This window comes from Microbacterium sp. NPDC056569 (assembly GCF_042793475.1).
Classification (GTDB): Bacteria; Actinomycetota; Actinomycetes; order Actinomycetales; family Microbacteriaceae; genus Microbacterium.
This window is the reverse complement of record NZ_JBHTUV010000006.1, coordinates 114,156-129,359: the sequence shown is the minus strand read 5'-3', so window position 1 is coordinate 129,359 and position 15,204 is coordinate 114,156. Positions and strand designations below refer to the sequence as shown.

Genomic DNA, 15,204 nt, shown 5'->3' with positions numbered 1-15,204 from the left:
CATGGCAAGAAGCGCTGCCCCCGCGACCCTGCCGCCCGCCGCCGTTCCCGAGGCGATCGCGCACGCCGTGGCCGAGCCGTCCCGCCTGCGGACCCGCCCCATCGACCGTGTCGCGTATGCGAGCGACGCCTCGCACTTCCTCCTCACGCCCGAGGCGGTGCTCGTCGCCGCCGATGCCGCGGAGGTCGGCCGCGTCATGCGCGAAGCCGGCCGCAGCCGCTCGCGGCTCACGTTCCGCTCCGGCGGCACCAGCCTCTCCGGTCAGGCATCGACCGACGGGCTGCTCGTCGACGTGCGGCAGCGCTTCCGCCGCATCGACGTGCTCGACGACGGCCGCCGCGTGCGCGTGCAGCCGGGCGCGACGGTGCGCCAGGTCAACGCGCGGCTCGCCCGGCACGGCTTCCGGCTCGGCCCCGATCCGGCGAGCGAGCTCGCCTGCACGATCGGCGGCGTCGTCAACAACAACTCCAGCGGCATGGCCTGCGGCATCACCGAGAACACCTATCAGACGCTCGAGTCGCTCGTGTTCGTGCTGCCCTCGGGCACGGTCGTCGACTCGGGCGCGCCCGACGCCGACGCAGCGCTGCGCGCGGCCGAGCCCTACCTCGTCGACGGTCTGATGCGGCTGCGCGCGCGGGTTGTGTCGAACCCGCGGTCGGTCGAGATTATCCGCCGGCAGTTCGCGATGAAGAACACGATGGGGTACGCCGTCAACGCGTTCCTCGACTTCGACAGCCCGGCGCAGCTGCTCGCGCACCTGGTCGTCGGCAGCGAAGGGACGCTGGCGTTCGTCGCGGAGGCGACGTACCGCACGGTGCCGATCCTGCCGCGCGTATCGACGGCGCTCACCGTCTTCCCCGACCTCGCCGCCGCCACCCGCGCGCTCCCCGACCTGGTCGCGACGGGCGCGGCGACCCTCGAGCTGATGGATGCCACGTCGCTTCGCGTCGGGCAGTCGCTCGCCGGCGCTCCGCGCGAGATCACCGGGCTCACCGTGCGCGACCAGGCCGCGCTCCTCGTGGAGTTCCACGCCCACGACGACGACGAGGTCGCCGGGCTCGTCGCGCGGGGCGCGCAGACCCTCGCGGCACAGCCGCTCGAGACCGCAGCATCCTTCTCGTCCGATCCGGTGGCGCGCGCCGCCGCGTGGAAGCTGCGCAAGGGCCTGTACGCGTCGGTCGCCGGTGCCCGCCCGAGCGGCACGACGGCGCTGCTCGAAGACGTCGTCGTGCCGGTCGACCGCCTCGCGCCGACGTGCGCGACGCTGCAGGCGCTGTTCGAGCGGTACGCCTACGACGACAGCGTCATCTTCGGGCACGCGAAGGACGGCAACATCCATTTCATGCTGACCGACCGCTTCGAGTCGGCCGACCAGCTGGCCCGCTTCCGCGCGTTCACCGAAGACATGGTCGAGCTGGTGCTCGACGCCGGCGGCAACCTCAAGGCCGAACACGGCACCGGCCGCGCCATGGCACCGTACGTGCGCCGGCAGTACGGCGACGAGCTCTACGACGTGATGCGCGAGCTCAAGCGGCTCTGCGACCCCGCCGGGATCCTCAGCCCCGGTGTCATCATCGACGACGACCCCGACGCGCACCTGCGCAACATCAAGCTCGCCGACCCGATCGAGGCGGAGGCCGATCGGTGCGTGGAGTGCGGGTACTGCGAGCCGGCGTGCCCGAGCCGCGACCTCACCCTCACCCCTCGCCAGCGCATCGTCACGCGGCGCGCGATCGCCCGGGCCGAGGCATCCGGCGATCACGCACTCGTGCGCGAGCTGGAGCGCGACTACGACTACGCGGGGGTCGACACGTGCGCCGTCGACGGCATGTGCCAGACCGCCTGCCCCGTGCTGATCAACACCGGCAGCCTCGTGAAGCGCCTGCGCCGCGAGAGCGCGAATCCCGTCGCGAGTGCTGCGTGGAAGGGCGCCGCGAAAGCATGGGGCGGCGCCACCCGGGTCGCGAGTCTCGGTCTCACGGTGGCCGACAAGCTGCCGGCCGCGGCCGTCACGGCGGTGACCGACGTCGGTCGCGCCGTGCTCGGCGCCGACACCGTGCCGCGCTACTCCGACGACCTTCCGCGAGGCGGCCGCGTGCGCTCCCAGCTGGGCGCGAGCGTCGGCGCGGGTGACGGAGCCCCGGTCGCCGTCTACCTCCCCGCGTGCGTCAACACCATGTTCGGGCCGGCGGGCGACGGGATCGGCGTGACCGAGGCGTTCCGCCGGCTCGCCGAGCGCGCGGGCGTGCGCCTCGCGGTGCCCGACGGCGTCGATGCGCTGTGCTGCAGCACGCCCTGGACCTCGAAGGGGTACGCGGGCGGGCGCGACGTGATGGCTCGCCGGGTGGCCGCGTCGATCGCGAACGCGTCGCGCGACGGCGAGCTCACGATCGTGACGGATGCTGCGAGCTGCACCGAGGGCTTCATCCACCTGCTCGCGGATGCCGGCGTCGACGCCCGCGTCGAGGACGCCGTCGCGTTCGCCGAACGCGTGCTCCTCCCCCGCCTGGGCGCGGTGACGCCGCTCGTCGGATCCCTGGCACTGCATCCCACCTGCTCGTCGTCGCAGCTCGGCCTCGATCCGGCCCTGCGCCGAGTCGCCGAGGCCGTCGCGGCTGAGGTCGTCGTTCCGGACGCGTGGTCGTGCTGCGGCTTCGCCGGCGACCGCGGGATGCTGCATCCCGAGCTCACCGCCTCCGCCACGGCGGCCGAGGCGGCCGAGGTCCGGGCGCTCGGCGCCGACGCGCACGCGTCATGCAACCGGACGTGCGAGCTGGGCATGACGCGTGCCACGGGGTCGGACTACCGCCACGTGCTCGAGCTGCTCGAGGAGGCGACCCGGCCGCGCGCCGCGGTCTGAGGCCGCGCCGGCCACTGCCCCCGTTCCTTCAGGACGCGGCCCCGGCGCTATCGTCGTCCCAGCGAGAGGGGCGCGACATGGACTGGTTCGAACGGCTCACCGGCTTCCGCGAGGAGACCGGCCCCGAGGGCTACGACGCCACGCGTGAGAAGCTGCGCGTCGACGGCGACGAACTCGTCTCTACCGTCGACGGCCGGCGGTACGGCATCGGCGCGCTCGAAGTGCCGACGCTGGAGGACCTGCGCCGACGCACGACCATCGCCACCGGCGGTCGCACCACCGTGCGCTGCGTCACCGGCGACGCGCGCGCCATGCATGCCGATCCCGGCCTCGCCGGCGCGCTGTTCCAGGTGGCATCGCAGTTCAACCTGCTGGAGATGGCGGGGCCGAGCGTCACGCCGGAGGACGGGGTCGCGCGGTACGCCCACGACCACACGCAGGGCCCCGCGTGCGCGATCGCAGCGGGCGCCGCGACCATCTACCGCAACTACTTCGCCGAGGTCGACGGTCAGCAGGGTCAGACGAGCGAGCGGCAGATCGACGGCCTGAGCCGCGTCGGCGCCGCGCTCGCCGAGAAGCGGAACACCACGGTCGACGCACTGTGGACGATGCGCAACGGCTACGCGCTGTGCACGCCGGAAGCGCTCACGGCGGTCGCCGACCTGTCGACCGCCGAGGCCGACGAGCTGCGCGGACTGCTCGCGATCGGCCTGCATCGCGACGTCGAGGTCACGGACGTCCGGGAGGACCGGCGGCGCATCGTGTCGCAGGCGTTCTGCTCGGCACTGCCGGTGGCCTACGGTGCGGGCCACCCGTCGGAGTGGGAGGCGTTCGCCCGGCTGATCCTGGAGGCGACGTACGAGGCGACGCTGCTCGCCGCCGCCGAACGCGGCCGGACGGTCCTGCTGACCCGCGTCGGCGGGGGCGTCTTCGGAAACGACGACGCGTGGATCGACGACGCCATCGTCCGCGCGCTCGGCATCGTCGAGCACGCGGGACTGGACGTCCGCCTGGTCAGCTACCACGAGGTGCACCCGTCGTTCCGGGAGATCGCCCGGCGATTCACCGACACCTCGTAGCCAGGGAATCAGTGCGGCCTCGCCGCGCGCCACGGGAGTCGCCAGAACACGCCGATCGCGCCTGTCGGCACACGGCGTGTCTTGGCGACTCGAACGGGATCGGGGCAGCTGGCGGGGCTGGTGCCGGACCGCGGGCTCAGCCCGCGGTGGACTCCCGCACGACGAGCTCCGGCTGGAAGCGCACGGTGCGTTCGTGGTCACCGCCGGGCTCTTCGAGGTCTTTGAGGAGCAGGTCCACGGCGGTGTAGCCGATGAGGTGCGCGGGCTGGCGGATCGAGCTCAGCGGCACGACGGTCGCCGAGGCGAAGTCGATGTCGTCGTAGCCGATGAGCGCGATGTCGCGCGGCACCTGCAGGTCGGACATCAGCGTGAACGCCTGCAGTGCGCCGACCGCGAGCAGATCGTTCGCCGCGAACACGGCGTCGGGCCGGTCTGCCGGGGCGCGTCCGCGGAGGAGCTCCCCCGCCTCCCGCCCCTGCAGCACCGACAGCGCAGACATCTCGACGACCTCGAGGGTCGCCCCGTCCACTTCGGCGACGGCGCGGCGCGCCCCCTCGAGGCGGTCGGCAACCTGGCGGATCGTGCGCGGACCGCCGATGAAGGCGATGCGGCGACGGCCGGTCGACAGCAGGTGCGACGCCGCGAGGTAGCCGCCTTCGACATCGTCGACCGAGACCGAGCCGAAGGCCTGGCCGGAGTCCTCGTGGTCCACGAGCACCACGGGCACCCCTCCCGCGTGCAGGCGTGCGAGCCCCGCGAGGTCGCCGTCGACGGGGGTCACGAGCACGCCGTTCACGCGCTGCTCGCGGAAGAGCTCGAGGTAGGCGTCCTCGCGGTCGGAGCGCTCGTCGCTGTTGCCCAGCAGCACGCTCATGCCGGCCTCGGCGGCGCGGTCCTCCGCCCCGCGGGCGACCTCGGCGAAGAACGGGTTGCCGGCGTCCAGCACGATGAGCGCGATGCTGCGGCTGCGGCCCGCCCGCAGCTGGCGGGCGGCATCGTTGCGCACGAAGCCGAGCTCCTCGATCGCCTGCGTGACGCGCTCGACGGTCGCGGGCGACACCTTCTCAGGACGATTGAGCACGTTCGAGACCGTGCCGACGGAGACGGATGCCGCCGCCGCGACATCCCGCACGCTCACCACCATGACACCCCCAGGAGTTCCTTCCGCTGTCCGCGAGTGTAGGGCACGGCTGGGGAAGCGGTCGCCCGCTCCCCCGGGTGCGCGCCAGCGCCCGGGGGTCTGGGGCGAAGCCCCGGCAGGCATCGCCGCTCACGCATCTGCCGTCGCCCCCTCGCGCTCCGCCGACAGCGCGGCGAGCGCCGCGGCGATCTCCTGCTGCGTTTCGGGACCGGCGTGCATGAACAGCGCCTCGCCGAGCTCGCGGGCGTCCGACCACTTCGTCTGCGTGCGGAAGCCGTGTGCTCCCGCCGGGCTCGATGCTTCGAGCACCTGGACGATGGCCTCGTAGGCCTCGAGGTCGTCGATGACGGCGGCGAGGGTCGAGTCCATGCCGATGCGCGATGCAGGGACCGCCGGGGCCGTGTCGGCCACCTCCCACTCGTGGGTTCCGGAGCCGACCTCGAGCTCGCGCCCGTCGGGCAGCACGACCACGGCGGTCGTGTTCGGCGGCACGGTCGCCTCGACGCGGATGACGCCGTCCTCGCGCACCCACCCGGCGCGCGCGGTGCCGTACGGCGTGAGATGCTCGGCCCTCGCGTGGTCGAAGTCCGCGAGCGGACGCGGCTGGATGCGGATCCGCTCGTACGCGGGGGCGTCGGGTGCCAGACCCGCGACCACGCGGTGCAGCCAGTCCCCCACGGCGCCGAGCGCGTAGTGGTTGAACGACGTCATCTCGCCAGGGTTGATCGATCCGTCGGGGAGCATCGAGTCCCACCGCTCCCAGATGGTGGTCGCCCCCATGGTGACGGGGTACAGCCACGACGGGTTCTCGGTCTGCACCAGCAGGCGGCGCGCGGTCTCGAGGTGCCCCGTACGCGTCAGCGCGTCCTGGATGATCGGCGTGCCGACGAATCCGGTGCTGATGCGGTACCCCGACAGGCGTGTGAGCTCGGCGAGCCGCGCGCCCAGCACCTCGTGCTGGTCGGACGGCGCGATGTCGAACACGATGGCCATGGCGTAGGCCGTCTGCGCGTCCGACATCATGCGTCCGGCGGGTGTCACGTACTCGGCGAGGAACGCCGCGCGCACCTCCTCCGCGATCTCGGCGTACTGCCTCGCCTCGTCGTCCTTGCCGAGGAGCGCCGCGGCGCGGGCCACGGCGTCCGCCGACCGGAAGAGGTACGCCGACGCGACGATGTCGGCATCGGCCTTCGCACGCGCAGGCAGGTGGGGCGGAGCGTCGGGGTCGAGCCAGTCGCCGAACTGGAACATGCCCTCCCACAGGCGGCGCGGACCCGCGCGCTCGATGAGCGCATCCGCCCAGCCCTTCATGCTCGGGTACTGGCGCTCGACGGTGGCGACGTCGGCGTAGCGCTCGTGCAGCACCCACGGCACGATCGTCGCGGCGTCGCCCCACGCGGCGGCGGGGCGGGCGGTTCCGAGCGCGTTCGGCACCACGAACGGCACGACGCCGTCGACCTGCTCGAGCGCGAGATCCCGCAGCCACGAGTCGAGGAACCCGCGCACGTCGTACAGGAACGACGCCGTCGGCGCGAACACCTGGATGTCGCCCGTCCATCCCAGGCGCTCGTCGCGCTGGGGGCAGTCGGTCGGCAGGTAGAGGAAGTTGCCGCGCAGGCCCCACACGATGTTCTCGTGCAGCTGGTTGACGAGGGGATGGGATGCCTCGAACCAGCCGGTGCGCTCCATGTCGCTGTGGATGACGACCGCGGTGACGGCGGACGGGTCGAACTCCCCCGGCCACCCGTCGATCTCGGCGTAGCGGAAGCCGTGGAAGGTGAACTCCGGCTCCCATTCCTCGATCCCCTCGCCCGACAGCGTGTAGTGGTCGGTCGCCGCGGCGGCGCGCAGCGGCCGGGTGCCGAGCTCGCCGTGCTCGAGCACCTCGGCGTGCTTCAGCGTGATCTCGGTGCCTGCCGGACCCGACACGCGGATCCGGAGTCGCCCGACCAGGTTCTGACCGAAGTCGAGGACCGTCTTCCCGCTCGGAGTGGTGACGACCTCGCGGACCTCGAGGTCATCGAGGCGGCGCACGAACGGCGACACCCGGGCCTCGGGCGTGCGCAGAGCCTCGAACACGGCCGCCGGCGCCCAGCCCTCACCGGCGTAGCCGGCCTCCGCGAAGCCGCGGCCCTCCCCGTCGACGAGCGCGCGTCGGGCGTCGTAGTCCTCGCCCGCGTAGAGCCCGCTGGCCGTGATCGGTCCCGTCGACGCCTGCCACGAGGCATCCGTCCGCACCCACTCGCTCGACCCGTCGGCATATTCGATGAGCAGCTGCCCCGCGAAGCGGGGCTGGTCCGCGTAGAGGGGCCGGGCGTTCTCGCGGAAGCCGTAGCGCTCGGTCGCCCATGCTCCGGCCAGACGCACGGCGATCGCGTTGCGTCCTTCGCGGAGGAGGCCGGTGACGTCGGTGGTCTCGTGGATGGTCCGCTGCTCGTACGGAGTCCAGCCGGGCTTCATGACCTGGTCGTCCACGTCGACGCCGTCGATCGCCACCTGGTACACGCCGAGGGCCGTCGCGTAGAGCGTGGCGCGGGCGAGCGGGCCGGCGATGTCGAACTCGGTGCGCAGGTACGCGGGCTGCGCGTACCCGGTCGGCGCAGCGAGGCCGATCGTCGTGGCCTGCCACTCCCCCTCGCCCAGGAACCCTGCCACCACCCGCCGCGGCTCGCTCCAGGCGCCCTCGCCGCCGTCGGTGCCCGTGACCCGCACACGCAGCGAGACCTCCTCGCGCGGTGCGAGGGGATCGAACGGCCAGGCGACCCGCGTCGAGGCGCGACCGTCGACGCGGTGCGTCGCCGTCTCACCCCCGCGCGTGACCTCGATCTCGGCGGACGACTGCAGCCAGTCGGACGCCGACGTCTCGGTGCGCCACCCGATCTCGGGGGCGGGCGAGGCGACGACGTCGCTGCGGTAGGGCGCGTCGATGACGATGTGGGGGACGGGGTCGCTCATGGCACTCCTCGGATCTGGGGATATCGGTGTTCTGCTGACGGATGCCGCGATCAGGCCGGCACGACGGCGCCGGGCGTCGCGACGGCGGGCGCCGTGACCGCGATGCGGTGCGTGCCGTGACCGAGCTCGGCGGGGGCGGGAGCGCCGTCGACGGTCGCCGCCGAGTCGGCGGTCACCGGGAGGTCGAGCACGGCGCGCGATCCGAAGGGCACCTCGAGAGTGGCTTCGAACACCTCGCCGTCGACGCGCCAGTCGATCGCCAGGCGCCCTTGAGGCGTCTGGATGGACGCGGACGCGTGCTCGAGCCCCACGGCGGGACGCGGAGCCACGTGCACGGTCCGATAGCCCGGGTCGTCGGGGTCCGGGGCGAGGCCCGCCACGGTCCGGTAGACCCAGTCGATCATCGCGCCGTACGCGTAGTGGTTGAAGGACAGCATTCCGGTGTCCGCTTCGGAGGCGTCCTCGGTGGGGAGGGCGTCCATGGCGCCCGAGTGGATGCTGCCGTCGGGGAGGATCGCGTCCCAGCGCTCCCAAACGGTGGTCGCGCCGCGGTCCACCTGGTACAGCCACGACGGGGCGTCACGGCGCAGCAGCATGAGGTACGCCTCGTCGAGGTGGCCCGACTTCGACAGCGCGAACAGCACGAGCGGCGTGCCGAGGAAGCCCGTGGCGATGCGGCCGTTCTCGCGGCGCACGTTCTCGGCGAGCGCGTCCGCGATCTCGGCGCGGCGGCCGGCGGGCGCGAGGGCGAACTCGAGGGCGATCGCTGCGCCGCTCTGGGTGAGGACGGCCTCCTCGCCCCAGCGCTCGAAGGTCGCCGCCCCGACGCGGTCGGCGAGGGCCGCGTACTCGTCGGCACTCTCGGCGTCGTCGAGGATCCGTTCCGCCCGCGAGAGCAGGCGCGCCGACCAGGAGTAGAACGCGTTCGACACGAATTCGCTCGAGACCTTCGCCTCCCACGGACGCTCGCCAGGAGCGTCCGGGTCGAGCCAGTCCCCGAACTGGAAGTCGCCGCCGGGCAGCACGACGCCGTCACCGGCGCGGCGGCGCAGGTGCTCGACCCAGCGCCGCATGCTGCTGCGCTGACGCGCGAGCACCTCCGTCGAGCCGTACGACTCGTAGACCGCGAGCGGCACGATGGTGGCAGCATCCGCCCATCCGGCCCTGCCCATGTTCTCGGTCGGCACGCCGCCCATGAGCATGTCCTGCGGGCGGATGATGTCGGGCACGACCGCGGGGACGCCGCCCTCGTCGGTCTGGTCGATCTCGACGTCGCGCAGCCACGACATCCAGAAGGACTCGGTGTCCATGAGGGTGTTCGCCGTTGCGGCGAACGCCTGGGCGTCGCCCGTCCAGCCGAGGCGCTCGTCGCGCTGCGGGCAGTCGGTCGGCACCGACACGAAGTTGTCGCGCTGCGACCAGAAGACGTTCGAGTGGAACCGGTCGAGCGCCTCGTGCGACGAGGCGAAGGTGCTGCGCGGCGCGAGATCGCTCGAGATCGCGAGGGCAGTGGCCGAGACGACCTCCGCGCCCTCGACGTCGGCGTAGCGGAAGCCGTGGAAGGTGAAGGCCGGCTCGAGCGTGTGCTCGCCGTCGCGGTCGAGGGTGTACACGTCGGTGGCCTTGGCCGAGCGCAGCGCCTTGAGGTGCAGGTCGCCCGACGGCTCGAGCACCTCGGCGTGGCGCACGGTGACGACGTCGCCCGCCCGGCCGCGCACCACGAGTCGCACCCAGCCCGACAGGTTCTGGCCGCCGTCCAGGCGCGTGCGGCCGTCATGCGGGGTGGGCGCCATCGGCAGCTCTGCCACCACCCGCACCGGCGGGGCGGACCGGGGTTCGAACCGCGATGCGTCGACGTCGACGACGGATGCTGCGACCCAGCCCTCGGCCGCGAACCCCGGTTCGTGCACGGCGGGGTCGTGGAGGCGCAGGTCGGTCACGGTGCCGTCGTAGATGCCGGCGCTGCGGACGGGTCCGAAGCCGGCCTGCCACGAGGCATCCGTCTTCGCGACGATCTCGCCGTCGGCTTCGACCTGCGCGAGAGCGCCGGTGCGGTCGCCGTAGATGGCCTGACGCCGGGCGAAGCCGAAGCTGCCGCGGTACCAGCCGTCGGCGACCGCGAGCACGATGACGTTCACGCCGGGGCGCAGGAGGGACGCGACGTCGAGCGTGTCGACGAGGATGCGCTCCTGGTACGACGTCCAGCCCGGGGTGAGGAGGGCGTCGGTCGCGCGGACGCCGTTGATCCACGCGTCGACGAGGCCGAGAGCGCTCAGGCGCAGGCGGGCGGTCGTGGGCGCGGTCTCGAGGACGAACTCGGTGCGCAGCAGCGGGACGGGTCCGTCGGCGGGGGTGTCTGTGCCGATGACGGATGCTGCGAGCCCCGGTCCGTCGACGCCGGCTTCGACCACGAGCGGCTCGCTCCACGCGCTCCACCCGCGCGGCGTCGCGACGCGCACCGAGAAGGCGCGGCGCTCGCGGGCGGCGAGCTCGCCGTCGACGGCGATGCCGGCGGTGCGGGGGTCGGCGACGGGCTCCGCCACGGCCGGCTCGGCACCCTCGGCGCCCTCGCGGAGCTGGTAGCCGACGAGGCGGGCATCGGGGTCGTCGCTCTCGGCACGCCAGCTCAGGCGCAGGCCGGTGCGCGGCACCCCGAGCAGTCCGTCGCCGTGCTGGGTGCGCAGTCCGACAGCGCGAACGGCGACGTCGACTGCGGTGGGAGAGGGAAGAGCCGTCATGGCTGTGTCCTTTCGGCGGTCGGCCGCGTCGCCGCCCGCGTGACCATCGTGAAACGATTCACGATGCGCTGTCAACGAAAGTGTAGACCGTTACACGATCGTGATGCACCGTATCAACCCGATGGTTGACCTCCACGCCGCCCGGGACGTACCTTACGAGGGTTGAATGGTTTCAATGCCCGAACGGCGGCGACGACCACTCGGCAGGCACCAGGGAATCCGGCAATGTGGGCGGACATTCCGCTCAGCTTTACAAGGAGGTAAAGATGAAGAGCTCCCCGACCAGGAGAGTGCTCGTCGCAGGCGCTGGCATCGTGGCACTCGCGGTGCCGTTGGCGGCGTGCAGCGCGGGCGGCGGTTCAGACGACGGCACCGTCGAGATCACGTATCTGACGCAGAACGCCGAGGCGAACGTCGCGGCTGCCGAGGCGCTCATCGAGGCGTTCGAGGCCGAGAACCCGGACATCTCGGTCAAGCTCGAGACACAGCCCGCCGGCACCGAGGGCGACAACCTGATGAAGACGAAGCTCGCGACCGGCGAGATGGAGGACGTCTTCCACTACAACTCGGGCTCGCTCTTCCAGGCACTCAACCCCGACCAGAACCTCGTGCCGCTCGACGACGAGGACTGGACCAACGACCTCATCGACACCATGACGGCCGTCGTCTCCACCGACAACGGCGTCTACGGCGCGCCATGGGGCGCGACGCAGGCTGGCGCGGTGGTCTACAACAAGCAGATCTATGCCGACCTCGGTCTTGAGATCCCCACGACATGGGACGAGTTCGCCGCCAACAACGAGGCGATCAAGGCCGCAGGCATCACCCCGGTCATCCAGACGTACGGCGACACGTGGACGAGCCAGCTGTTCGTCCTGGGCGACTTCGGCAACGTACTGGCGGCAGACCCCGACTGGGCCGATGAGTACACGGCGAACAACCGCAAGTACGTGGATGAGCCTGCGCTCGAGGGCTTCGCCAACCAGCAGGCCGGGTTCGACGCTGGCTGGTGGAATGAGGACTTCGGCTCGGCGCTCTTCGACGACGGCGCACGCATGATCGCGACCGGCGAAGGCGCGCACTACCCCATCCTCACGGGCATCGTGTCGACGATCGCGCAGAACTACCCCGACGACCTCGAGAACGTCGGCGTCTTCCCGTTGCCTGCTCACGATGCCGCGGACACCAAGCTGACGGTCTGGCTGCCGAACGCGATCTACATCCCGAAGACGACCGAGGGCGACAAGCTCGAAGCCGCGAAGAAGTTCGTCGCGTTCACGCAGAGCGAGGCCGGCTGCGAGGTCCAGAACACCGCCATGGTTCCCAGCGGCCCTTACGCCAATGCCTGCGTGCTGCCGGACGACGTGCCGGGCCTCCTGAAGGACATGCAGGTGTACTTCGACGAGGGCAACACGAACCCCGCGCTCGAGTTCCTCTCCCCGATCAAGGGACCGAACCTCGAGAACATCACGGTCCAGGTCGGCTCGGGCATCAACTCCGCCGAGGAGGGTGCCGCACTGTACGACGAGGACGTGGTCAAGCAGGCGCAGCAGCTGGGCCTCGAGGGCTGGTGACGGGTCAGCGGACCTGACCGCATCTGATCCGGGGGTCGCGTCGTCCGCGACGCGACCCCCTCCTCACATCAATGGAGATGAAATGACGACGCTCGCACCCGCCCCACCGGAGACCGCCGCGCCCCCACCGCACAAGCAGCGCTCGATGAGGAGCATGTACCCGCTCTGGTTCTACCTGCCCGCGGGGATCCTCTTCATCGTGCTCTTCGCCGTACCGACCTTCGCGTCGTTCTACTTCAGCCTCACACGCTGGTCGCTGTTCGATGTCGAGTTCGTCGGCCTCCAGAACTTCGTGACGTTCTTCACGGAGCCGATGCTCTACCAGAGCCTCATCAACACCTTCATCTACGGCTTCATCACCTCCGGACTGAAGGTCGTGCTGGGCCTCGCCCTCGCTCTGCTGCTGACCGGCTCGATCCTCGGCCGCGGCTATCTGCGCGCGACGATCTTCTTCCCCGTGCTCGTGTCGACGATCGGCGTCGGCATCACCTTCAAGATCCTGATGGATCCGTTCGACGGACTCATCAACAAGACGCTGGCAGTGTTCGGCATCGAGGGCCCCGCCTGGCTGACCGATCCGGCTCTCGCGCTGTACTCGGTCTCACTGGTCGACGTCTGGCAGGGCGTCGGCATCGCGACCCTCATCTACATCGCGGGCATCGTCGCCATCCCGCAGGAGTACTTCGAAGCCGCGCGCGTCGACGGCGCCGGCGCCTGGAAGGTCTTCCGCAACATCACGCTGCCCTTGGTGACACCCGCGACGGGGACAGTCGTACTTCTCTCGCTGATCGGCGGGCTGAGGTCGTTCGAGCTGATCTGGGCCATGACTCGTGGCGGCCCCGGGTTCTCCAGCGACGTCATGGCATCGGTCATCTACAAGCAGTACCAGGCGGGCTTCTTCGGCCTGTCGACGGCGGGCAACGTGGTGCTCTTCGTCATCGTCACGGCGATCGTCGTGCCGATCTTCTACTTCATCAACCGTCGGCAGGTGGAATCATGACCGTCACCCGCACCATCACCACGGCAGACGCCCGCTCGGCTCGTCGCGCCGCTCGCGAGGATCGCCGCCCGCTCACACTGCGTAAGTTCCTGCGGAAGTACGTCGTCGGGGTCATCGCGATCTTCGTTTCGATCGTGGTCTTCATCGTCCCGTTCGCGTTCATCTTCCTCACCGCTGCGAAGAACCCACAAGAGGCGTCGCTCTTCGAGTTCTCACTCCCCCAGCAGGGCTGGTATCTGTGGGAGAACTTCCTTGCCGTCCTGCAGACACGGGACTACATCATCCTGCGGGCCTTCTTCAACAGCACGGTCCTGACCGTCGTCAGCGTCGCCATCATGGTGGTCTTCTCGGCCGCGGTCGGCTACGTGCTGCAGCGCCGGAAGTCGCGTTGGAACGGCATCGTGTACTTCTTCGTGTTCGCGGGGCTGATCGTGCCGCCGGCCGTGGTACCGACGATCTGGGTGCTGCAGGGCCTGGGTTTGTTCAAGACGATGCCGGGCATGATCCTCATCGAAGCGGCCTTCGGCCTGTCGTTCTGCATCCTGCTTTTCCGCGCCTTCGTCTCGACGATCCCGCGGGAGCTCGACGAGGCGGCGATCATCGACGGAGCCGGGCCGATGCGCCTGTTCTTCTCCGTCGTGATGCCGCTCCTGCGACCCGTCATGATCACGATCATCGTGGTCCAGGCTGTGCGCGTGTTCAACGACTTCACCGGCCCGCTGTACTTCCTGCCCGGCGATGCGAACGCCACCGTGCAGCTGACGCTCTACAACTTCCAGAGCCAGAACCTCAGCCAGTGGAACCTGCTGTTCATGGACATCCTGCTGATCACGATCCCGCCGCTGGTCATGTACATCTTCTTCAACCGGCAGATCGTGGCAGGCCTGACCAGCGGAGCAGTCAAGGGGTGATGCGCGGTGCGTTCACCAGAACTCCGCGGGGACGGTCCCCCGGAGCCAGGCGAGTTCGTTGTCGCGGATGAACGTCGACAGCGCCTCGTCGGGGGTGATGCCGCCGCCGACCCATTCGTCGAGGATGCGCAGCAGCTCTGTTCCCGACTCGACGTCGGGGTCGTCCACGACCTGATCCCAGGCATCCACGAAGCCGGCGGGCGTCGGCACCGAGCGCACGAGCTTCGAGACGTACTTGGGACCGGGGAGCATCACACGGTTCGCCGCCAGCGCCGCGCGGGCAGCGGCGAGGGTCAGGTGCAGTCCGGCGTGGCGGCGGAGGAATCCGTCGCCACGCTCGACAGCCTGACGAAGGAAGTAGCCACCGTAGAGCTGCGCCTGCGCGACGAAGGAGCGCACGCGGTCGTCCCATACGTCGTCGGGCAGCTCCACGATGCGGGCCACGGTGTCGCCGAGTCCGGGGAGCACGCTCCACGCGACGCGGGCGCCGAGGAACGAGGCGCGCGTCGGGTCGTCGGCCCGGTCGACGGCCGTGGCGAGGTAGGACGGGCTCACGAGCTTGATGTCGATGTACGAGCCGGGGTAGTCGAGATCCCTGCGCTCGACCCACGCGAATCGGCCCTGCGCGGTCTCCGCGGCGAAGCGCTCCTCGTCGACGACGAGGTACACGTCGACGTCGGAGTCCTCGCGCTCCCTGCCCTGGGCGACAGAGCCCACGAGCACCACGCCCAGTGCGCCGGGCTGATCCCTCACCGAGTCCACGTAGGCGGCCAGCGCCCGCTCCTGATGCTCCACTCGTGCTCCCTCGCCTCGAATCGCTCCTCACGCTATCGACACCAGGACGTCGACCGCGTACGATTCGACGGAAAACGCTCTCCCACTTGCGGAGCGCGTCCGATGGCCTTATCGTTGAAACGATTCATTGCTCGGCGATGCCCGCATCAGC

The 15,204-nt window shown here is 70.8% G+C and carries 9 protein-coding genes; 5 read left to right on the top strand and 4 right to left on the bottom strand.

Annotated elements, in window-relative coordinates; all coding sequences use genetic code 11:
* The first annotated feature begins 1 nt into the window (after window position 1).
* Window positions 2-2,860, top strand: a complete 2,859-nt coding sequence (locus ACFQ7C_RS09065; protein ID WP_378899332.1) for an FAD-binding and (Fe-S)-binding domain-containing protein — start codon at window positions 2-4, stop codon at window positions 2,858-2,860.
* Between the two features lie 77 nt (window positions 2,861-2,937).
* Complete coding sequence (locus tag ACFQ7C_RS09060; RefSeq protein ID WP_378899330.1) at window positions 2,938-3,939, top strand: hypothetical protein; 1,002 nt, start codon at window positions 2,938-2,940, stop codon at window positions 3,937-3,939.
* Between the two features lie 136 nt (window positions 3,940-4,075).
* Here ACFQ7C_RS09060 and ACFQ7C_RS09055 read toward each other — a convergent pair whose 3' ends face one another.
* The 3 genes from ACFQ7C_RS09055 to ACFQ7C_RS09045 all read right to left on the bottom strand — a co-directional run bounded on the left by ACFQ7C_RS09055 (window position 4,076) and on the right by ACFQ7C_RS09045 (window position 10,773).
* Window positions 4,076-5,083, bottom strand: a complete 1,008-nt coding sequence (locus ACFQ7C_RS09055; protein WP_378899328.1) for a LacI family DNA-binding transcriptional regulator — start codon at window positions 5,081-5,083, stop codon at window positions 4,076-4,078.
* Between the two features lie 126 nt (window positions 5,084-5,209).
* On the bottom strand, window positions 5,210-8,035 hold the full coding sequence (locus tag ACFQ7C_RS09050; protein WP_378899326.1) for a family 78 glycoside hydrolase catalytic domain: 2,826 nt from the start codon (window positions 8,033-8,035) through the stop codon (window positions 5,210-5,212).
* A gap of 50 nt (window positions 8,036-8,085) precedes the next feature.
* Entirely contained in the window at window positions 8,086-10,773 is a 2,688-nt protein-coding gene (locus tag ACFQ7C_RS09045) for a family 78 glycoside hydrolase catalytic domain (RefSeq protein ID WP_378899324.1), read from the bottom strand.
* 266 nt (window positions 10,774-11,039) lie between these two features.
* On the opposite strand from ACFQ7C_RS09045, the gene ACFQ7C_RS09040 reads away from it, so the two are divergent.
* From ACFQ7C_RS09040 to ACFQ7C_RS09030, 3 genes are all read left to right on the top strand, one after another.
* Complete coding sequence (locus ACFQ7C_RS09040; RefSeq protein WP_378899322.1) at window positions 11,040-12,347, top strand: ABC transporter substrate-binding protein; 1,308 nt, start codon at window positions 11,040-11,042, stop codon at window positions 12,345-12,347.
* 82 nt (window positions 12,348-12,429) lie between these two features.
* The gene (locus ACFQ7C_RS09035) at window positions 12,430-13,347 is read left to right on the top strand and encodes a carbohydrate ABC transporter permease (RefSeq protein ID WP_378899320.1); all 918 of its coding nucleotides are present in this window, start codon (window positions 12,430-12,432) and stop codon (window positions 13,345-13,347) included.
* On the top strand, window positions 13,344-14,258 hold the full coding sequence (locus ACFQ7C_RS09030; protein WP_378899317.1) for a carbohydrate ABC transporter permease: 915 nt from the start codon (window positions 13,344-13,346) through the stop codon (window positions 14,256-14,258). Before ACFQ7C_RS09035 ends, ACFQ7C_RS09030 begins: the two co-directional genes overlap by 4 nt.
* Before the next feature lie 12 nt (window positions 14,259-14,270).
* Here the strand turns inward: ACFQ7C_RS09030 and ACFQ7C_RS09025 are convergent, their stop codons facing one another.
* On the bottom strand, window positions 14,271-15,053 hold the full coding sequence (locus ACFQ7C_RS09025; RefSeq protein ID WP_378899315.1) for a nucleotidyltransferase domain-containing protein: 783 nt from the start codon (window positions 15,051-15,053) through the stop codon (window positions 14,271-14,273).
* Window positions 15,054-15,204 lie beyond the last annotated feature (151 nt).

What these genes read in the sequence shown, in the direction of transcription:
- ACFQ7C_RS09035 (WP_378899320.1), top strand. Translation starts at nt 12,430, where the DNA reads ATGACGACGCTCGCACCCGCCCCACCGGAGACCGCCGCGCCCCCACCG.
- ACFQ7C_RS09055 (WP_378899328.1), bottom strand. Translation starts at nt 5,083, where the DNA reads ATGGTGGTGAGCGTGCGGGATGTCGCGGCGGCGGCATCCGTCTCCGTC.
- ACFQ7C_RS09050 (WP_378899326.1), bottom strand. Translation starts at nt 8,035, where the DNA reads ATGAGCGACCCCGTCCCCCACATCGTCATCGACGCGCCCTACCGCAGC.
- ACFQ7C_RS09065 (WP_378899332.1), top strand. Translation starts at nt 2, where the DNA reads ATGGCAAGAAGCGCTGCCCCCGCGACCCTGCCGCCCGCCGCCGTTCCC.
- ACFQ7C_RS09030 (WP_378899317.1), top strand. Translation starts at nt 13,344, where the DNA reads ATGACCGTCACCCGCACCATCACCACGGCAGACGCCCGCTCGGCTCGT.
- ACFQ7C_RS09060 (WP_378899330.1), top strand. Translation starts at nt 2,938, where the DNA reads ATGGACTGGTTCGAACGGCTCACCGGCTTCCGCGAGGAGACCGGCCCC.
- ACFQ7C_RS09045 (WP_378899324.1), bottom strand. Translation starts at nt 10,773, where the DNA reads ATGACGGCTCTTCCCTCTCCCACCGCAGTCGACGTCGCCGTTCGCGCT.
- ACFQ7C_RS09040 (WP_378899322.1), top strand. Translation starts at nt 11,040, where the DNA reads ATGAAGAGCTCCCCGACCAGGAGAGTGCTCGTCGCAGGCGCTGGCATC.